The sequence below is a fragment of the Bacillus sp. FSL L8-0193 genome, assembly GCF_037976065.1.
Classification (GTDB): Bacteria; Bacillota; Bacilli; order Bacillales; family Bacillaceae; genus Bacillus; species Bacillus paralicheniformis.
The window spans coordinates 251577-269970 of record NZ_CP150261.1 but is presented as its reverse complement, the minus strand read 5'-3'; the positions used below and the strand labels follow the sequence as shown (position 1 = coordinate 269970).

20 protein-coding genes are annotated in these 18394 nt (G+C 45.1%); 12 read left to right on the top strand and 8 right to left on the bottom strand.

Annotated elements, in window-relative coordinates; translation table 11 throughout:
* The first annotated feature begins 32 nt into the window (after window positions 1-32).
* Together MHH76_RS01505 and MHH76_RS01500 are read left to right on the top strand one after the other, a co-directional pair.
* Window positions 33-797, top strand: coding sequence for a sulfotransferase family 2 domain-containing protein (locus MHH76_RS01505; protein ID WP_020449973.1), 765 nt, complete (start codon window positions 33-35; stop codon window positions 795-797).
* A 154-nt stretch (window positions 798-951) separates the two neighbouring features.
* Window positions 952-1719, top strand: a complete 768-nt coding sequence (locus MHH76_RS01500; protein ID WP_020449972.1) for a SurA N-terminal domain-containing protein — start codon at window positions 952-954, stop codon at window positions 1717-1719.
* 50 nt (window positions 1720-1769) lie between these two features.
* On the opposite strand, the gene MHH76_RS01495 is transcribed toward MHH76_RS01500, so the two are convergent.
* From MHH76_RS01495 to MHH76_RS01485, 3 genes are read right to left on the bottom strand one after another with little or no spacing between them, the layout of a single operon-like run.
* Window positions 1770-2825, bottom strand: a complete 1056-nt coding sequence (locus tag MHH76_RS01495; protein WP_020449971.1) for an iron-containing alcohol dehydrogenase family protein — start codon at window positions 2823-2825, stop codon at window positions 1770-1772.
* A gap of 17 nt (window positions 2826-2842) precedes the next feature.
* The gene (locus tag MHH76_RS01490) at window positions 2843-3958 is read right to left on the bottom strand and encodes a saccharopine dehydrogenase NADP-binding domain-containing protein (RefSeq protein ID WP_020449970.1); all 1116 of its coding nucleotides are present in this window, start codon (window positions 3956-3958) and stop codon (window positions 2843-2845) included.
* Window positions 3955-4641 (bottom strand): methyltransferase, encoded by a 687-nt coding sequence (locus MHH76_RS01485; protein ID WP_043054537.1) that lies wholly within the window; start codon window positions 4639-4641, stop codon window positions 3955-3957. The genes MHH76_RS01490 and MHH76_RS01485 overlap by 4 nt, the downstream gene beginning before the upstream one ends.
* A 117-nt stretch (window positions 4642-4758) precedes the next feature.
* Between MHH76_RS01485 and MHH76_RS01480 the strand changes: the two genes are divergently transcribed.
* On the top strand, window positions 4759-5805 hold the full coding sequence (locus MHH76_RS01480; protein ID WP_224066835.1) for a LuxR C-terminal-related transcriptional regulator: 1047 nt from the start codon (window positions 4759-4761) through the stop codon (window positions 5803-5805).
* A gap of 118 nt (window positions 5806-5923) precedes the next feature.
* Here MHH76_RS01480 and MHH76_RS01475 read toward each other — a convergent pair whose 3' ends face one another.
* Window positions 5924-6391, bottom strand: coding sequence for a helix-turn-helix domain-containing protein (locus MHH76_RS01475; RefSeq protein ID WP_025810853.1), 468 nt, complete (start codon window positions 6389-6391; stop codon window positions 5924-5926).
* A 252-nt stretch (window positions 6392-6643) separates the two neighbouring features.
* On the opposite strand from MHH76_RS01475, the gene MHH76_RS01470 reads away from it, so the two are divergent.
* The 5 genes from MHH76_RS01470 (at window position 6644) to MHH76_RS01450 (ending at window position 11666) form a co-directional block, all read left to right on the top strand.
* Window positions 6644-7480, top strand: a complete 837-nt coding sequence (locus tag MHH76_RS01470; RefSeq protein WP_025810854.1) for an AraC family transcriptional regulator — start codon at window positions 6644-6646, stop codon at window positions 7478-7480.
* Window positions 7477-8385 carry a DMT family transporter gene (locus MHH76_RS01465; protein ID WP_043054027.1) on the top strand — a complete coding sequence of 303 codons (909 nt, stop codon included), beginning with the start codon at window positions 7477-7479 and terminating at the stop codon, window positions 8383-8385. The genes MHH76_RS01470 and MHH76_RS01465 overlap by 4 nt, the downstream gene beginning before the upstream one ends.
* Complete coding sequence (locus MHH76_RS01460) at window positions 8382-8801, top strand: DUF2000 domain-containing protein (RefSeq protein WP_035337395.1); 420 nt, start codon at window positions 8382-8384, stop codon at window positions 8799-8801. The genes MHH76_RS01465 and MHH76_RS01460 overlap by 4 nt, the downstream gene beginning before the upstream one ends.
* A 117-nt stretch (window positions 8802-8918) precedes the next feature.
* Complete coding sequence (locus MHH76_RS01455) at window positions 8919-11096, top strand: glycoside hydrolase domain-containing protein (RefSeq protein ID WP_039073134.1); 2178 nt, start codon at window positions 8919-8921, stop codon at window positions 11094-11096.
* A gap of 114 nt (window positions 11097-11210) precedes the next feature.
* A complete protein-coding gene (locus tag MHH76_RS01450) occupies window positions 11211-11666 on the top strand; it encodes a hypothetical protein (RefSeq protein ID WP_039073133.1) in 456 nt (151 codons plus the stop codon).
* Window positions 11667-11697: 31 nt separating this feature from the next.
* Here MHH76_RS01450 and MHH76_RS01445 read toward each other — a convergent pair whose 3' ends face one another.
* Window positions 11698-11958: a YiaA/YiaB family inner membrane protein gene (locus MHH76_RS01445; protein WP_020449960.1), complete on the bottom strand. Its 261-nt coding sequence runs from the start codon at window positions 11956-11958 to the stop codon at window positions 11698-11700.
* Between the two features lie 149 nt (window positions 11959-12107).
* Window positions 12108-13742, bottom strand: a complete 1635-nt coding sequence (locus tag MHH76_RS01440; RefSeq protein WP_023857728.1) for a Na/Pi cotransporter family protein — start codon at window positions 13740-13742, stop codon at window positions 12108-12110.
* A 240-nt stretch (window positions 13743-13982) separates the two neighbouring features.
* On the opposite strand from MHH76_RS01440, the gene MHH76_RS01435 reads away from it, so the two are divergent.
* Window positions 13983-14489, top strand: a complete 507-nt coding sequence (locus tag MHH76_RS01435) for a DUF1648 domain-containing protein (protein ID WP_039073132.1) — start codon at window positions 13983-13985, stop codon at window positions 14487-14489.
* 80 nt (window positions 14490-14569) lie between these two features.
* Window positions 14570-14884: a hypothetical protein gene (locus tag MHH76_RS01430; RefSeq protein ID WP_230631814.1), complete on the top strand. Its 315-nt coding sequence runs from the start codon at window positions 14570-14572 to the stop codon at window positions 14882-14884.
* Window positions 14885-14970: 86 nt separating this feature from the next.
* Here the strand turns inward: MHH76_RS01430 and MHH76_RS01425 are convergent, their stop codons facing one another.
* Window positions 14971-15843 carry an SDR family oxidoreductase gene (locus MHH76_RS01425; protein WP_039073131.1) on the bottom strand — a complete coding sequence of 291 codons (873 nt, stop codon included), beginning with the start codon at window positions 15841-15843 and terminating at the stop codon, window positions 14971-14973.
* A 266-nt stretch (window positions 15844-16109) separates the two neighbouring features.
* Here MHH76_RS01425 and MHH76_RS01420 point away from each other — a divergent pair, with 266 nt between their 5' ends.
* Entirely contained in the window at window positions 16110-16847 is a 738-nt protein-coding gene (locus MHH76_RS01420; protein WP_039073130.1) for a sulfite exporter TauE/SafE family protein, read from the top strand.
* Window positions 16848-16921: 74 nt separating this feature from the next.
* Complete coding sequence (locus MHH76_RS01415) at window positions 16922-17587, top strand: GntR family transcriptional regulator (RefSeq protein WP_039073258.1); 666 nt, start codon at window positions 16922-16924, stop codon at window positions 17585-17587.
* Window positions 17588-17626: 39 nt separating this feature from the next.
* Here MHH76_RS01415 and MHH76_RS01410 read toward each other — a convergent pair whose 3' ends face one another.
* On the bottom strand, window positions 17627-18244 hold the full coding sequence (locus tag MHH76_RS01410) for a nitroreductase family protein (protein ID WP_020449953.1): 618 nt from the start codon (window positions 18242-18244) through the stop codon (window positions 17627-17629).
* Window positions 18245-18394: the final 150 nt, after the last annotated feature.

The window sequence follows — 18394 nt, the reverse complement described above, 5'->3', positions numbered from 1 at the left end:
CCAAAACAAAGAAAGAAGTGGATGTGTTCTGCATGTTTGAAGATGAGAGACTGAATCGCTTGATTTACCTTTATACCCCTCTTTTTGCGAAAGATTTTCCGATCATTCTGTTCTGGATTCCAAAAAGCGGCTGCACGACGCTGAATCGCTGGTTCTTTTTCCAAAACGGACTGCTTGAAGATGTTGGCCGAAGATGCGCGGGGGAGGTTCATCACTACAGAAATACGATCTATACGCAGCAGCCGGATTATGTGAAGGATCTTCTGGCAGAATTAAAAGAGGGAAAAAAGGACACTTACAAGCTTGTGCGCAACCCTTTCCGGAGAGCAGTCAGTTCCTTTCTGGCGGCAATTTGCTCCCCGAATTTTATCTGTCTGTTCAACAGTGACATGAATACAGGGCTGTCTTTCACCCAATTCTTGCATTATTTAAAAGATTTGGGGCCGGAAATCAGCGCCATTGACCGGCACCTTGGTCCTCAGTATCTCGAAGGAGAAGAAGAGTTTGTCACCAATTATATTTACCTCGAGCAATTCAGCGCGCAAATCAGAGAGATTGAAAACAAATACAAATTATTGAAATCTCCGATATCACAGCTGTCGAAATCACCGCACCATCTTTCCGATACTATGCTCAAAAAAGGAAAATTCGCGGACACCGTTTTCACCATGTCATCCTTCGACTGGGTGTTACCGACTTTTGAGAGCTTTTACAATGACGAAACAAAAGAGCTGGTGCAGGAGATTTTTGCGAAGGACTTCGAAGTCTACGGCTTTGATCCGAAACATATCAAGTAAACCGGAACTCGGCCATCACATTACGATCTCCTTTCAATTCGATTACATTTTGGAAAATTGATTCCAAATGGTTTCTTTTTCAGAGACGATCGTTTAGAATGCCCACTAAAGGTCATTTTAAGAATCACTTCTGTTTGAAGAAAGGAGATATATTATGAAAAAAGGCATATCATCTCTCATGATTGGATTATTGGCTGTCGTATTGGGCGCCTGCACTTCAAATCATGATGATCAGCAATCCAAGGCAAACAATCAAGAAAAAACAGCCCAAAGCGGGCAGCAGGATCAAGAAAAGCAAATGAAAGCCATGCAGAAAAAGCTTGATCAGCAAAAAGTCGATGATACAAAAACAGTGGCTGTCGTTAACGATGAAAAGATCACAGGCAAGGACTATAACAGCGTATTATCAACCGCACAAATGCAGTATCAGCAAACAGGACAGGATCCGACTTCAAAAGATGCGGCACAGCAAATCAAAAAGCAGGCCATCGACAGCCTGGTCGGACAGGCTTTAATTACCCAAGAAGCGGACAAAAAAGGCTACAAAGCATCTGAGAAAGAAATTGAAAAACAGCTGGACGAAAGCAAAAAGCAGTATAAAAATGAACAAGATTTTGAGGAAGCTGTCAAGAAAGCCGGCTTAAACATGAACACGCTGAAAAGTGACATTGCCGACAATATCAAAACAGAAAAATATATTGACAAAGAACTGCCGGCAGATCAGGTCACAGACAAAGAAATCAAAGATTACTATGATCAATTTGCCGCACAGCAAAAAGACAGCGGACAGAAAAACACACCTGCGTTTGACGATGTCAAGAAACAAATCCAAGACATGCTCAAACAGCAAAAAAGACAGGAAAAACTCGGACAGCAGGTTGAAAAACTGAAAAAAAGCGCCGATGTGAAAGTGGAAATTTAACAAAGTCAGCCATCCGTTACAGGATGGCTGACTCGTTTTATTTATCAGGTTTATTCAAGCGACTCTATCGCCGCCATCACATCAGCTTCATGAAAAGATCCCATCAGACATAAAGATTCATCCGGACGCACGGCATGAGCGGCAACGGTCCGTTTTGCCTCTTCAACGTTTTCTAAAATGCCTAAATCGCTAAGTCTTTTCGGAAAACCGAGCCCTTCATAAAAGGGAATCAGTTCGGCAATTTCATCTGTCCGTCCTTCTAAAGCAAGCTGCACGAGTATCCCGTAGGCTACCTTTTGGCCGTGCAGCACACGATGGGTTTCGGGGATGAACGTTAAGCCGTTGTGGATTGCATGGGCTCCGGCCATTCTGCCATAGCGTCCCGCATATCCACCTACTGTGCCAGCCAGCGCGATAACCGCTTCGAGGACATGTGCGAAAGATGAGGAGGTTTCGCCTTTTTCAAGACTTTCTATGGCTTTCAGACTTTCTGTCAACAAAATATCCCGAATATAGACAGACTGCCTCAGCCCTGTCTGAACCATGATGGAAAGCGAATCGGCCGTATTTCTGATGATCGCTTCGGCCTCATACCATTTCGCAAGCGTATCACCGATTCCGCTTTTCACATAAGCGACCGGCGAAGAAAGGAGAAGCAGCGGATCGACCAGCGTCAAATAGCTTGAGCGCTTATGGTATTGGACGCCCGAAAAGTTGCCGTCATCATCATAGATCACGCTTAACGGCGTGCTTGCCGCGCATGTTCCCGGGATCGTCGGAATCATCATGACTTCAATGTTCAACAAATCGGCGGCTGCCTTCGCCGTATCTAAGACGGTTCCCCCGCCTATCCCGATGATGACATCTGCCGATTCTGCTGCTTCTGCTGCTTTTTTAATCTTATTTAGGGAACTGCAGCCCGTATGCTGAACGACTTTCCAATCGTTTGGAGGCGTCGTATAACTCGTAAAAGCTTTAAACGATTTGACTCCAGTAATGATGACGGGCCGTTCGAATGCATTCGCAAATGACGGCAGTTCTTTCGCGATCCCCTCTCTGCAAACGTACTGGTTCGGACCGCTTCTGACAATATCTTCAGGCTGCATATTTCCCACTCCTTCTATTATTTTCTAATATTTATCATCTCACTTTCTAACAAGATGTCAAACGATATCACAAACCGGTCACCGGTTTCTTTCTGAATTAAGCAAGACTCTCTTCCTTCCCATTCAAGCTCAAACAGCTGTTCCAAATGAAATATTCCGTGTGGAAAGCTTCCGGTATACAAAGCTGACGCGGCTGCAGCGGCTGTCTGTGCGGTAATGAATGATTCATTTTCGCCGAACAGCGCGATGCCTGTCCCGGTGCTCCGGCCGTTTTTCAATCCTTCAGCATCCACCTTTACCGCGTATTGCGCTGATCCGATGTTGAGCACCCCCAGCATACGGACCGCCAGATTTCGAATTCCCTTATTGTTTAAGAGCTTGACTGCGCCGATTTTTTGCATGGCCGCAATCAGTGCGGTGGCAGGCCTTGAATCAAAGCAAAGCCGGGTAGAAACAGAAGGGACGGCTAATGTGCCTGGCAATGTCACCTGATCGGAAAAAGGAAACCGGTACGCTGTCCGGCCCCCCAATCGCCCGCCGAAGTTTGTCCGCCGGCCGTCTGTAAAACTGCTGACTTCCATCAAGCGTCCATTTTCTTTCACATCATACACCGTATTCAGATGGTCAACTGTCCACTCGATCGCCGCTTTTCCGTGGCTGTCACCTAAACCGAGCATGATCGCAATATCAATCCGGCTCGTTTCATCGAGAGCCTGGGCGGCTTTCTGCGCAAGTAAATTGGTAAGCCCCGGAGCCAGGCCGACGCTTAATAATCCCGTGCCGCGGCATGCTTCGTCATTCAGCTGTTCAAGCTGAGCCAAAAATGAACCGTTCGCCGTAATGTCGATATAATCCGTGCCGCTCGCCAGACAAGCCTCTGCCAACTCAGTGTTTTCCTGATCGATGCACACGATCACCAGCTTCGTCGTCTTGAGCCAATCCCAGTCAGCCGGTGCATCTCTGTTGAAACGCATCGGCTTCACTTGGCCGCCCGTTTCCTGACTAAAACGCTCGGCGTGATCCAGGTTTCTTCCGGCAGCATACACACGGCCCGGATATTTTTCCCCGAGACTCCGGCAGATTTGGGCGCCGACATGACCGTACCCGCCGATCACGACAATATGTTTCTTCATTGTTTGCCGCCTCCTTTCACAGCAAACCAGCCGTCGATTACATAAGCGCTGAAAAATCTCGTTGCGTTTGTAAAGCCTGCTTTGCCGAGCAGATCCTCCACCTCTGAAGCCGGCACCGGATGAGAGCGGCTGCCGATTGAAGCGGAAAAGCTCTCCCATTCCTGTTCAGAAATCCCGCCTGCCAGCATATGCTCCTTCCAGGCACACATCTGCCACTTGAATGCCTCTGACGTCATGTCGCCTTGAATGGCTGCAATGAAAAACGGAGCGCCATCCGCTAATCTTGAGGCGATCTGCTGCAAAAATTCAAGCTTATGGCGGACAAAGTGAAGCACAAGCATGCATGTCGCAGCATCATATTGAAATCCGCACTCAAGCTGATGTACTTCTCCTTCAATCAGATCGGCTTGAGGCTGAATTCCGGCGAGCTCCAGCCTTTTTCTCGCCAAACCGAGCATGCTGGCAGACGGATCGACTCCTGTAAATGACCAATTCGGGTGTCTTTTTGCAAGCGTCACGAGCTCCTGCCCACCTCCGGCCCCGACGACCATCACATTAGCCGCATCTTCAGAAAACCGGACCGTCAACAAGCGATCCATCATATCGTAGAGCATTTCATAGCATGGGATTTTTAAAGGGATTTTCTTTTCGTATTGATAGACATCAGGATGATTCCAGTCCATGTTCACGACAAGCCGTTCTCCTTTTAGTAAAATTAATTAAGAATTGTTCTCAATTATAAAGGAGTTTCAACAAACCACCATCCCTTAAACCTGGGATTTTTAAAGAGGAGGACCGACATGAACCGGCCGTTAAAAGACATACTGAACGAACTGCAGCGCACAACCCGTTCTTCGCCCCAATATATCGAAGCCATGCTGTCTGCATTAAAACAGGCGATTCCGTTTGATGCATCATGCTGCACGGCTGTAGACCCCAAGACCTTACTGTCCATCGGAGCCGTCACAGACGATCAAATTGAAGCGATCCATCCGCAATTATTCGAGCTTGAGTACACGCAGGAGGATGTGAATCGATTCGAAGCCTTAATTCAGACACGACAGACAGCGGCTATATTAAGTGAATCGGTCAAAGGAGACTTCCGGCAAAGCAAACGCTACAGCAACATTCTTGGGCCTGCAGGCTATGAAGATGAATTGCGCGCCGTTCTGCTCAGCAAGGGGGAGTGCCGGGGATACCTTACCCTGTTGAGGAAAAGAGGACAGCCGCTATTTACAGAAAAGGATAAGAGCTTACTCGCTTCACTCGCACCGCTTATCGGCCGGCACCTTCAGCAATTCAGACACCACCTGTCAAAAAAAGACGTGTTTCACATGAAACATGTCGGAGGCATTCTGATTTTGTCGGAAGACCTGCAGCCCTTGTCATGCAATCGAGCGGCCCTCCATTGGCTAAATATCTTGCGCGGCTGGGAAAGGATCGGCAGCGATGCCGTGCCGAGACCTGTCCGGGCCGTCTGCACGCGGGCAGCGGCTGAAACTGCCGATCCGGCAAAAACGGTCATCTCGATTCCGGGTCATTCCTGCCTATCCATTAAAGCGAGTCGTTTAGACGGCTTTGGTCCATCAGGCCAGATCGCCGTTTCATTCGAGCCTGCTTCACCGGCAGAAACCATACCGCTGATAGCAGAAGCCTACAACCTGTCCGACCGGGAAAAAGACATCGTGTACCGGGTCATCCGCGGACTTTCAACAAAAGCCATCGGAGACGAATTGCATATATCGGCTTACACCGTTCAAGACCACTTGAAATCGATTTTTTTGAAGACGGGCGCAGGAAACCGGAGGGAGCTGATGTGGAAGCTGCTTGATGATGTGCTGGAGTGAGAATAAGGTGGAAAACTGTTCTCAACTCCGATTCCACAGACAAGACACGCAGTGTTTTTCACTATGTCTTATCTTGGAGGAATGAAGACCAGCAAATTCAGAGGACTTAACTTTTTCTTCATTCCACCCCATCCTGTTCATTGAACAGCTCGTCCAAACGCGCCACAGCATCCTGTTTTTCAAAGGTGCTGAACCATAGGTCGTCATACGAATCCAAAATGCGGTAATGGTGAGAAATCAAGTTTTGCTGAAGCCGAAACTCGCCTTTTTTCTCAATGTCCCGCCACCACACTTTTCCGCCGAGCGTCTTCCCTTTTGGTCTGTCGATGCTTCGGTGAGCGACAGTCTCCACCACCTCAAGGGGCTCATCCCCGAGCACGGCCTGCAGCACCTCACTGTTCCGAAAAAGCGCGCATACCGCGACAACATGCGCCCACCCCGCTGCCGACCTGCCCTTTTCAATTTGCACGAGCGTTTTCTTCGACATCCCGAGCACGTTCGCCATTTTCTCCTGCGTATAGCCGCTTTCCGCACGGATTAATCTTAACTTGGATGAAATGAGTTCGGTTATGTATTCTTTATCCATGGAGGAACCTCCGATGTTCTTTTTAGTGTAATATTATACTAAAAGTTACAATGGTTCAATTTTTATGACCCTGTAATTGCTGTCAGTTTAACACTCTCCTTATGATCTTCACCATTGTGATTCCATTCCACGACAGCTTTAAATTGCTCATTCTTTTCACAAAAAATACGATTTTTTCATTAAGCAACATCATACAAGAAATTTCTCAAAAACATGATAAACTTAAACATCATCACACCAAGGAGGCCCGACATGCGAAATGAAACCCGCACGCTTTTCCTCGACCCTGATCTAAATGTTGAAGCCTACCGCTTTAAAGGCATTATGCAGAAGTTTCCGAATCACTTTCACGAGTACTTTGTGATTGGTTTTATTGAGAAGGGGCAGCGCTATTTGCTTTGCAAAGGAGAAGAATACATCATTAATCAGGGCGACCTCGTGCTTTTCAATCCTTATGACACGCACAGTTGCGAGCAGATTGACGGAAAGGCGCTCGATTATCGCTGCATAAATGTGATGCCTGACGTTATGAGAAAATTTGTGAAGGAGATCACCGGAACCGACAGCCTCCCATATTTCACGGAAAATGTCTTGTTCCGTCATGAGCTGAACGCCAGCTTGAAGGAGCTTCACATTCAAATATTGCAGAAAGAAAAAGCTTTGAAAAAAGAGGAACTTTTTCTCAATCTTCTCGAAGAGTTGATTCGGACGTATTCTGATGTTGCGTTTCTCGAAAATACGCCTGAACCGTCCGACGAAGTCAAAGCGGTGTGCGGTTATTTGGAATCCCATTACCAGGAAAACATTACGCTTGAACATTTAAGCAAGCTGGCAGGCTGGAGCAAGTATCACCTCCTGCGGTCGTTTACGAAGCAGAAAGGAATTTCCCCCTACAGCTACTTGGAAACCGTCCGTATCAATCATGCGAAAAAGCTGTTGGAAGAAGGCGTAAAACCAATCGATGCCGCTTTCCAAACAGGCTTCAGCGATCAGAGCCATATGACGAAATTTTTCAAGCGGCAGGTCGGGCTGACGCCGAAACAATATATGAAAATCTTTGAATATGACAGGCAGGAGATCAAAGGATGAAGATAAGACGCGAAACCGCCGGACACCTCGCAGCTGTTATCACGATCATCATCTGGGGTACCACTTTTGTCTCGACAAAGGTGCTGCTCGAGGATTTTGCGCCCGTAGATATATTGTTTTACCGGTTTCTCATCGGATTGATCGTGCTGATTATGGTGCATCCGCATGTGCCGACATTCCGGAGCTGGAGGCAGGAAGCGCTGTTTGCGGGAGCAGGCTTATGCGGGGTGACGCTTTATTTTCTGTTGGAAAACATCGCGCTTACCCTTACCTACGCCTCAAACGCCGGCATGATCGTCGCAGTTATTCCGATGATCACCGCGGTATTGGCGCATTTTTTCCTTTCGGGCGAAAAGCTGGAGCCCCGTTTCTTCATTGGATTCGCCGCTGCTTTTACAGGACTTGCGCTCATTTTCTTTAACGGACAAATGATGCTCAAGCTGAATCCACTCGGCGACATTCTTGCTGCTGCCTCTGCATTCGTCTGGGCAGCATATGCGATTTTGATGAAAAAAATCAGCACTTTCGGTTATCATACAATCCAATGCACACAGCGGATCTTTCTGTACGGCTTGCTATTCATAATTCCCGCTCTGTTCCTGTTTGATTTCCGCTTCGACGCAAGCCCTTTCGCCTCCCCCGCCAATTGGCTGAATATCCTGTTCTTAGGTGCGGGCGCATCTGCGCTTTGCTTTGTGACATGGAACTGGTCGGTCGGTGTGCTTGGGGCGGTAAAAACGAGCGCTTATATCTATATGGTACCCGTCATCACCATTGCCGCATCCGTCGTCATTCTGCAAGAAAAACTGACATGGGTTGCTTTTTGCGGAGGAGCGCTCACATTGGCCGGTCTTTATATTTCTGAAACAAAACCAAAACCGCAGCTGAAGGAGGAACAAATTTGATAGAAGAGACAAAATGCGCACTGATCATCGATGAAAGCCTGCCGCTCGGGCTAATTGCCAATACAGCTGCAATCCTGGGGGCTGCACTCGGCAAAAACAACCCCGGCCTGCTCGGAGAAAATGTAACGGACGGCTCGGGAATCGACCATTTGGGTATCGTCAAACTTCCAATCCCCATTTTAAAAGGCAACGCCGAGCTGCTTCATCAATTAAGACAAAAGCTGTTGACCGACGAATTCAACGATATTCTGACGGTCGATTTCACCGATGTCGCGCAAGGCATTCATACATATGAAGCATATATTGAGACATTTCAAAGCACCGCAGCTTCCGATTACAGCTATTTTGGAATCGGCGTTTGCGGCGATAAGAAAAAAGTCGCGCGGCTGACAGGAAGCTTAGGGCTGTTGAGATAAACAAAATACGGAAATTGATTTCGCTTCATTTAATGAAGGAGTCAATTTCCGTATTTTTTTATGTCATACGTTTGCCACCTAATAGTGAAAGCACAATGAAAGAAAGAGGGATCATAAATGGATGAAATGGTGTTGAAAACGCAGGAATGGCTAAACAAAACCTACAGCGGGAAACACGGTTACAACAAGGTGGAGGAGAACGGAATACCGAATTGGAAGACGATTTACGGTTTAACGAGAGCATTGCAGATCGAGCTCGGAATCGCGGAGCCCGCTGATAATTTCGGACCGGCAACAGAGAGTAAGTTTATTCCGCTCAAACGGCAGGCCAAAAATGAAAAACCGACAAACCTCAATTACATTCTACAAGGCGCTTTTTGGGTGAAAGGAAGCGGGTTTAATCCCGGCGGATTAACAGGTCAATTCTTTGAAGGTACAGAGGAAGCCGTGAAAAAATTTCAAAAAGCTGCGGGCCTGGCCAAACAAGATGGTGTTGTCACAGCACAGATCATGAAAGCATTGCTCAACATGAGCGCTTTTACATTGGTTTCAAACGGCGATACGAAAATCCGTCAAATTCAGCAAAATCTAAATCGGGATTACAACAATTATTTCGGACTAATGCCTTGTGACGGCGTTTATTCCCGAGAGACAAATAAGGCGCTCATTTATGCCTTGCAAAAAGAAGAAGGTATGAGTACAAGTGTGGCTAACGGCTTTTTTGGACCAGGTACAACAAGCAAATGCCCGACACTCTCACCCGGAGACTCCCGAACCAAGCTCGTGCTGATTCTTCAGTACGCACTATATTGCAATGGCTATCCTTCTGGTGAATTTGACGGCATCTACGATGCTGAAGTAAAATCTGCCGTCTCACGTTTCCAAAGTTTCATGTGTTTGCCGGTAACAGGAATTGCCAATATGGCAACGATTAAAGCCTTATTGGCAAGCTCCGGCGATACTTCACGTGCTGCTGCGGCATGCGATACTGCCACAATCTTAACGGCGGACACTGCGAAAACTTTACGGACCAACGGATATAAAGTGGTCGGCAGATATTTGACTGGCAATGTGCGGACAAGCAGTGGGCTTAAATCAAAAGCGATGACTCCTGCCGAGCTTTCAATCATTTTTAATGAAGGTTTGAGAGTGTTTCCGATTTACCAAGACGGGGGCTATGAATCCTCGTATTTTGTAGAAAATCAAGGAACAACAGATGCGTATGCCGCTGTCAACGCAGCGCAAGGATTAGGCTTCCCATCCGGCACAACCATTTATTTTGCCGTTGATTTCGACGCGTATGATTATGAAGTAACAAATAAAATCATCCCGTATTTTAACGAAATCAGAGCAGCGTTTGATAAAATGCAAAGCATTCCGAATACCCCTAAATATAAGATCGGTGTATATGGCCCAAGAAACATTTGTATCAGAACAGCAGACGCCGGATTAACGGAATACAGCTTCGTCGCCGACATGTCGACCGGCTTCAGCGGCAACCTCGGCTACACGATGCCGCAAAACTGGGCCTTTGACCAATTCTATGAATATTCAATCGGCACAGGCAGCGGCGCCATCGGCATTGATAAAGACGCTTATTCTGGCAGGGACAAAGGAGCAGCTAGTGTCACCCCATCGTCAGATCCGGTCTATGACGCACGAGTAAGAACGTTGAGAAATATTTTAGCGAATATCCCGGCATTGAGCAATATTCCAAAATTATTTACAACAATGTTTGTTTTTGATAAAACTGAGACAGTTTACGAGTCATTAAACTTGGATATTACGTTGTCTACTTCACTCATATTTAAAAACCCAAGTGATACATCACCAGGGACTATACAAGTTAAAAACGGTAAGGTTGGAGCGACGATTACAGAAATCCTGGGAGACTCCAAAACATCATTGAGTTCTTCACAAATTCATTCATATGATGAGCTTTTAAAAAATATCGGCTTGTCGGTGCGTAACGGATTTATCATGGTAAACGTTTCACCTTCTATTGAATCATTGGATCTTTCATTAACGATTTTCAGCAACGAAATTCCTGTAGTTGGCGATACAAAAACTGAGCTTTCAGCAACAATTACTTTTAAATTAAAAAATTATAAAGGAGTACCCGTCACCTCTCCAGAAAGCGGACTTTCTAGATATTGGGAGCCGATTGGCCAAACAGCTTTGTTAGTTGTCGGTATTGGTGTACTAGCAATTGGAATAGTATATGCAGCTCCCGAGGGAGCTGCTGCTGCGATAGGAGAATTTCTTCTATCTCTATTAAGGAAATTAGCTTTTTAAAAATTTTCAAAATAGCACTTTTGAATAACATGGAATTAATTTTTTTAATAATATGATATGATGATAATTGGTAATTATCATCATATCTTTTTAATGATTTGGAGGATAGGAGACATGCAAACAGACAAACAATTATTTGAAGAAACAAAACAAACAGCTAAAACTCTATTGTTATCAAAAGCTGAAAACGATGAAGAGCTGATGGCATACCTCGAAAAACAAGATTTATCCACGCTAAACCGGCTGAAAGTTTATTTTTCGGGTCCTACGCTAAAAATTAGCCACGTGATCAAAGCTTCGCTTTACAGCTCCTTCACCGCCAGCATTATAACTGCTATATTTTCTGGTCAAGTCGTTTCCATTTCATATGACATTGAGCATAATTTTTTTCCTTTGATATTAACAATATTACTTTTAGCCAGCTCCATCTGGGTGTTCGGCACAATCACTAAATCGCAAAGAAACAAAGACCAAAACTTTTTACACTTTAGAAAAAAAGCGAACCATACAAAAATTATTGGAATGATTGACTTCGTTTTGGAAAACAAACATAAAAATATTTCAAATTAAAAAAGCATCCCTAAAGATGCTTTTTTCATGTTTACTCACCACTCGACAAATTCTGTCTTCTCTCCTGCTCCGCGATGATTTCATTATCCTCAGCGTTGTCTCTCGTCACTTTCTGCGTCAAAATCGCGCCGACCGCCACTAAAATCATCACAGCTATGTAATAGCCTTTTTCATTGAGCTGCAGATTGTCCGCATTGTAAAGGCCGATACCGAACAAAAAGACCCCCGCAAAAAATGTGAAATATGACATAACCGTAAAGGCCGTTGTGTTTCTTCTTCTGTGTTTCTGCATCTTAATACCTCCTAAAGAATAAAACTATTATACTTTATTTAGGTCAACAGAAGAAGAATGTTCTTCCTTCCCACACATAATTTAGTAAATATGTCACACAGTGATAAAAAAGGCCTACAAAATAAAAAACCGGGAATGACTCCCGGTTTTTAATGCTTTTCTTCGCCTAAAACAGCTTCTGCAATATTGACGGCATGGTCGCCGATCCTTTCCAGATTGCTGGTGATATCGACGAAGATCACGCCTGCTTGTCCGCTGCATAATCCGTCGTTTAAGCGAAGAATGTGCTTTTTGCGAAGCTTGCGTTCCATTTTATCGATTTGATTTTCTTTTTCGACTACACGTCTTGCGGCATCTTCGTTATTTTCTCCAAGAGCTGTGATAGACTCCTTAACAGTGGAAATGGTCAGATCAAGCATTTCTGTTAAGTCCGCCATTGCCGCTTCGGAAATTTTCACCCTGTTGGATTGCTGGTACTCGCCAAGCTCAACCAAGTTTTCAAAGTGATCGCCGATTCTTTCAATGTCTCTGACTGTGTCCATTAACATATGATGTTCTTCAGATTCTTGTTCAGAAAGAGTGGTCGCTGACAGTTCGATCAAATAATCAGTAATCTTTCTGTCCAAATTGTTGATCGCATCTTCTATTTGAAAAGCGCTTTGCGCATGTTTTGCCTGTTTTGTATTAAAAAACTCTTTTGTTTCCTCAAGTCCCTTTACCGCAAATTCACCCATGCGCAATACTTCTTCTTTTACCTGACCCAGCGCAATTGAAGGAGACTGCTGAATGAACAGCGGATCCAGATGTGTTGCTTTATAGTCCACAACCGAATCTTTGCCCGGAATCAGCTTCGTAACGATCAAAGCCAATATGCCGACAAACGGAAGCTGAATCAGCGTATTCGACGTATTAAAGATCCCGTGGGCAAACGCAATCACCATCTTAGGGTCCAGCCCTAAAGAGGATTGAAGCGTTAAAATCAAAGCTGTGAACGGCTTCAGCAAGATCAGGAAGATAACTGTCCCAATCAGGTTGAATAATACGTGAACGGCCGCGGCCCGTTTGGCTGCAACGGAGGCGCCAAGAGATGCCAGTACGGCGGTAATCGTCGTACCGATATTGTCTCCAAATAATACAGGCAGAGCGCCGTTGAGATCTATTAATGAATCGGCAAACAGCCCTTGCAGGATCCCGATCGTTGCACTTGAGCTTTGGACGAGAACGGTGAAAAGGGTGCCGACAATCACACCGAGAACTGGATTCGCACTCATGCTGACTGTTAAATCATGAAAAGCTTCAACCGTCCGAAGCGGCTTCATCCCGCTGCTCATTAACTCCAAGCCATAGAAAAGTGCACCAAATCCAAACAGAATTTGTCCGATGTTCTGGAGCTTTTTGTTTTTAAAGAAAAACAGCAAAAATGAACCAATGGCGATGATCGGAAGCGCATATGCCCCAACGTCAAAGCCGATAATAAAGGCTGTGGCCGTCGTTCCGATGTTCGCACCCATAATGACGCCGATCGCCTGGCGGAGGGTCATAAAGCCGGCGCTGACAAGACCGACAGTAATAACGGTGGTGCCGGAACTGCTTTGAATTAAAACCGTGACAATCATACCTGCCAAAACACCCATCAGAGGGTTGCTTGTAAAACGATCTAAAATGTCTCTCAGCTTATCTCCGGCTGATTTTTGGAGTCCTTCTCCCATAAACTTAATACCGAGAAGAAAAATCCCGAGACCTCCAATGAATTCAAAAAGCAATTTCTGCACATCTATTTCCAAAGTCGTTGCCCCCCTAATTCGACATAAATCTACAAACCAAACACTATGATTATGATGGAGATTAAAGCCTATGTAAACGATTCAAATCGAAAATTTACAATAACTTAACATTGCCGGCTGATGATTTACATTCCCTTAACATTGCCTGTACTGATCGCAAATATACCCTATTCCAACAGGCAAAAATCCCGAACTTTTTCATGGGTTAAACCGTATTTAAAACTAAAGGAGAGATCACATATGCCAAACAGAGCTAACGGTACTCACATTAAAATTAAAAAGACAAAAGGGGAACGGGTTTGGAACGCATTTGGCTATTTCTTTTACCTGGGATCAATTATCTTTTTGGCCGCTGTCTGGGGAGCACTCCCCGAAAAAGTGCCTGCACATTACAACGCACTCGGTGAAGTCGATCGCTGGGGATCAAAATGGGAGCTTTTGATATTGCCGGGGATCGGATTACTTATCCTTTTGTTCATGCAATTCTTAGAAAAGCATCCTGAGATTCACAACCATCCAAAGCGCCTGAATGAAACAAACGCTGAACATTTCTACCTGCTCAGCCGAAAGTTGATCAACCGCTTAAAAAATGCATGCCTCATCATTTTTTCTCTCATATTAATGGAATCTGTGTCAATCGCTTTAGATTGGGGAAGCGGATTTGGCGGATGGTTTCTTCCGGTTGCCTTACTCGGCACCGCCATGCTTGTGGCCGTAAGTTTAATACAGCAAAAAAAGATCAAATAACGGTCAAGGTGCATATTTGTAAAGATTCAAAATGGTCGTCCCCAACGGATTTTTATTGTTAGTCGAAACGGAGGTACTCGATGTTCGAAGCAATTATTCTATTTATTTTAGGGGTCTCGGTTCTCGCAGCCGGCTTTTTATCTTTAAAAAGAGAGCTGTCAACTGAATCTGTTTCTATATCTTCCACTGATGAAGCTAAATCCGAATTTAAAAAAATGTTAGATGATCACGGCTGGTTTTACCTGACCGGTATCGCCCTTTTCATGCAATTTATATTTCGCGGATTTCACTTTACATTTGAACACTTTTTTTACGCCTTCATCATTAGCTCTGGAATCCAGTCGATTTTTACTTATTTAATAAAAAGAATTTGGGCTATAAGGTATGCGCGGTGATTGTGGTGAGTTTTTTAGTTATCTATCTTTAAAGAAAGAGTGATGAACACTGTAATCTTGTTCATCACTCTTTCGAATGCCGTTAATTATTTCGCTTCTGAGATTTTTGCAACAATTTGAGCCAATCCTTCTTTAATTGGAGTGAGCGGACGGCCGAGCACTTTTTCAAAATCATCGCTTTCGACTTCAAGTGTGCCTTCACGAATGCCTTTTTGGATTTCGACAACCATTGGAATCAGAAAATCCGGTACACCCGCATTTTTCATGATATCGCGATAGGCAGCATCGTCAACATGCTGAACGGATACTTCTTTGCCCAATACTTCTGCAAGGGCAGAAGCGATTTCTTCCTGAGTTAATAGCTTGCCTGAAAGTTCGTAGACGGTGTTTTCATGGCCTTCGCCGGACAGAACCGCCGCCGCTGCATCCGCGTAATCCTGCTGCAGCGCCCAGCCCACCTTGCCGTTCTCTGCTGACGTCACCCAAGGGGCTCCCGCCAAAACACCTTGAATACTCGACATTTCATTTTCCAAGTACCAGTTATTGCGCAAGAAGGAGTATGGAATCCCCGTTTTCAAAATCGCTTCTTCAGTTGCTTTGTGAGTAGGCGCAAGGAAGTTTTTGCTTTCGCGGGCATTCGCAATACTCGTATAAGCGATAAACCGAACTCCCGCGCGTTCTGCGGCGGCTACCGCATTGCCGTGCTGACGGATTCTCGTCTCATTGTCTCCATCGGCAGAGATGATCAGCAGACGGTCAACGCCTTGAAATGCGGATGCCAATGTTTCCGGGCGGTCAAAATCCCCTTGACGCACATCGACTCCTCGCGCCTGCAGCGCTTCCGCTTTTTCCGGATTGCGCACGCTGACCGCCAGCTGATCCGCCGGTACAGTTTCCAGCAGTTTTTTCACAACTTTCGATCCTAATTTTCCAGTTGCTCCTGTTACTAACATTTTCATACTCAAATTCCTCCTGATGTTTTAATGTCGAACTGTAACAAAAAACGTTACACTTGATGTAACTATCATAATTACAAATAGACTGATTGTCAACAGGAATGTCCTTCACTTGGCTAAAAAAATAAAAGTAGACGATATACGCCCTCCTGGCTCTCTTGTCAATATGGGAATAATAGAGTAAGATGTTATCATTGATTTTGGTCGACCAGATACCGTCGACCTTAAGATGATGCGAAATCAGTTATTCATAAAGGGGAAGAAGCAACATGTTGATTGTGTTGGTTATGTTTTTATTAGGTCTTGTACTTGGCTTTGTCGGGGCCGGCGGAGCCGGATTCGTCATCGCACTGTTAACGATGATGTTTCACATTCCGATTCATACAGCATTGGGAACATCTCTGGCCGGTATGGCTTTTACGAGCTTATCAGGAACGTACAGCCACTTTCGCGAAGGAATTATCAAGCTGAAAATCGGCTTAACCGTCGGCTGTTTTGCTGCAATAGGATCCTTTGCAGGAGCTAAACTGACTTCTCTGATACCTTCAAGTTCATTGCACTATATGACCGCAGGAATGTTATTCTTATCGGCCATTCTGATTTTAATCAGATTATTCTTTTTGCAAGAAAAAGAAGCTGACCAGGAAACGAACCTTGCCTTTTGGATCAAGGCCAGTTTATTGGGAATCGTAGCCGGCATCCTGTCCGGAACGTTCGGAATCGGCTCTGCGCCTTTTATTCAAATCGGGTTGATGATGATGCTGAACCTGTCTATTCGCCATTCCGTAGGAACGACGATGCTCGTCATTATTCCGCTCTCGTTAGGCGGTGGGGCGGGCTATATTTCAGAAGGCTTCGTCGATTATGTTCTGTTGGTCAAAATCTTGATCGGTACGATGTGCGGCGCATATGTCGGAGCTAAATTCACCAATGTCCTGCCGAAAGTCGTCTTGAAATCGGGTTTATTTTTAACTCCCGCCGTTTCAGGGTTCATTCTCTTATTTTAATTAACTTGGAATGGCTATAGCGGGAGATCACGAAGGAACCTGTGGTAAAATACGAAATGAAAACGAATACGAGGATGAGAAGCGTGATTGAAAAACCAAAACCGTTTTATGAACAATCCTACCATGCGATTAAGCGAATGATATTTGAAGGGAAATTAAAGCCCGGTGAACGAATCGCCGAAGCGAAGTTAGCTAAGGAGCTCGGCGTCAGCAAAAGCCCTTTGAGAGAAGCGATCAGAGTTCTGGAAAAAGAGGGGCTCATCGTCATCGACTCAAGAGTGAAGGTCTATCAGCCGACAATCAAGGACGTTGAAGAAATCTATTTTTGCAGAACGGCGCTTGAATCATTCGCTGCGGGATTGACGGCAAGAATTGCAACGGCAGAGGAACTGAAAACGATTGAAGACGTTTTGCAAAAAACGGAGGAAGCCATCCTTCAATCCAAGGATCAAAACACAATTATCCAATTAAATGATACATTTCACGACTTAATTATCCAATATACACGAAACAGTCTATTGCGGAAGCAACTCAACGATTTGGAAGGATTAATTTATTATTTCCGCATTTTGAATTTTGAAGGAGAAAAACGGGCTGAAGCCATTTTGGAGCAGCATCGGGAAATTTTCCGCCATATGAAACAAAGAGACGACGAGCAGGCATCAAAAGCGATGATTCGCCACCTTAAGCTTGATCTTGACCACTTAGTCGAAGTACTGTCTCACCGCGGGGAAAAATGATAAAGAGGGCTGCCTGTCTTAAGGCGCCCTCTCCTTTTTTTAATAGAAAGAAACAAATTCATTAACCGGCTTGCGATATCCTCTCAAGCGTCGGCTGCTTTCTTTTTCTTTGCCGATCGTAATCATGAGGACGATTTCATGTGTATCCGGGATCTCTAGCAACTCGCGGACCTGATCGCTGTCAAATCCGATCATTGGGCATGTGTCCCACCCCCGGTTTTTGGCGGCAAGCATAAACATCATCGCAGAAAGAGAAGCATTGCGAATCGCTTCTTCCTTCATGAATGGCTCCCCGCGCGTCTCGTAAAATTGGGTATTGTTTTCAACCATTTCCTGCAGCTCAAAGTCCTTAATAATTCCTAAATCCCTCATGCCTTCGTTGATTTTTTCCGTTTGCCGGTAGGCGTAGCGGTCTCCCGTCACTAAAATCACGGCGGAGGCTGAATGCACTTTATATTGGCCGCTCGCAGCTTCCCTGATTTTTTCTTTTAAATCCTTCTCCAATACCACTTTATACTCTGCGTGCTGCAAATTGAACGCTGAAGGCGCTAGCTTGATATCCTCAAAGATAGGCTCCAAATCTTTCACCGTAATTTGAACATCTTCCAGAAAATTATTTGCAGAGTGACGCGTTTCGATAAGCTCGTTAAATTCCATTTTCAAAAAACTCCATTCATCTATCCTTTTGCATCAATATCCTTACTTTTATGATCGACGATAAGCTACCTATTGTTTAGCGATGCTCACATGAACCAAAGAGAACGCGGCGTGGTGTCGGGCTTCTGTCGATAGACATGCTCAAATGTC

What these genes read in the sequence shown, in the direction of transcription:
- MHH76_RS01430 (WP_230631814.1), top strand. Translation starts at nt 14,570, where the DNA reads ATGTTCGAAGCAATTATTCTATTTATTTTAGGGGTCTCGGTTCTCGCA.
- MHH76_RS01435 (WP_039073132.1), top strand. Translation starts at nt 13,983, where the DNA reads ATGCCAAACAGAGCTAACGGTACTCACATTAAAATTAAAAAGACAAAA.
- MHH76_RS01465 (WP_043054027.1), top strand. Translation starts at nt 7,477, where the DNA reads ATGAAGATAAGACGCGAAACCGCCGGACACCTCGCAGCTGTTATCACG.
- MHH76_RS01500 (WP_020449972.1), top strand. Translation starts at nt 952, where the DNA reads ATGAAAAAAGGCATATCATCTCTCATGATTGGATTATTGGCTGTCGTA.
- MHH76_RS01450 (WP_039073133.1), top strand. Translation starts at nt 11,211, where the DNA reads ATGCAAACAGACAAACAATTATTTGAAGAAACAAAACAAACAGCTAAA.
- MHH76_RS01425 (WP_039073131.1), bottom strand. Translation starts at nt 15,843, where the DNA reads ATGAAAATGTTAGTAACAGGAGCAACTGGAAAATTAGGATCGAAAGTT.
- MHH76_RS01490 (WP_020449970.1), bottom strand. Translation starts at nt 3,958, where the DNA reads ATGAAGAAACATATTGTCGTGATCGGCGGGTACGGTCATGTCGGCGCC.
- MHH76_RS01485 (WP_043054537.1), bottom strand. Translation starts at nt 4,641, where the DNA reads ATGGACTGGAATCATCCTGATGTCTATCAATACGAAAAGAAAATCCCT.
- MHH76_RS01420 (WP_039073130.1), top strand. Translation starts at nt 16,110, where the DNA reads ATGTTGATTGTGTTGGTTATGTTTTTATTAGGTCTTGTACTTGGCTTT.
- MHH76_RS01470 (WP_025810854.1), top strand. Translation starts at nt 6,644, where the DNA reads ATGCGAAATGAAACCCGCACGCTTTTCCTCGACCCTGATCTAAATGTT.
- MHH76_RS01455 (WP_039073134.1), top strand. Translation starts at nt 8,919, where the DNA reads ATGGATGAAATGGTGTTGAAAACGCAGGAATGGCTAAACAAAACCTAC.
- MHH76_RS01445 (WP_020449960.1), bottom strand. Translation starts at nt 11,958, where the DNA reads ATGCAGAAACACAGAAGAAGAAACACAACGGCCTTTACGGTTATGTCA.
- MHH76_RS01505 (WP_020449973.1), top strand. Translation starts at nt 33, where the DNA reads ATGTTTGAAGATGAGAGACTGAATCGCTTGATTTACCTTTATACCCCT.
- MHH76_RS01415 (WP_039073258.1), top strand. Translation starts at nt 16,922, where the DNA reads ATGAGAAGCGTGATTGAAAAACCAAAACCGTTTTATGAACAATCCTAC.
- MHH76_RS01495 (WP_020449971.1), bottom strand. Translation starts at nt 2,825, where the DNA reads ATGCAGCCTGAAGATATTGTCAGAAGCGGTCCGAACCAGTACGTTTGC.
- MHH76_RS01410 (WP_020449953.1), bottom strand. Translation starts at nt 18,244, where the DNA reads ATGGAATTTAACGAGCTTATCGAAACGCGTCACTCTGCAAATAATTTT.
- MHH76_RS01475 (WP_025810853.1), bottom strand. Translation starts at nt 6,391, where the DNA reads ATGGATAAAGAATACATAACCGAACTCATTTCATCCAAGTTAAGATTA.
- MHH76_RS01480 (WP_224066835.1), top strand. Translation starts at nt 4,759, where the DNA reads ATGAACCGGCCGTTAAAAGACATACTGAACGAACTGCAGCGCACAACC.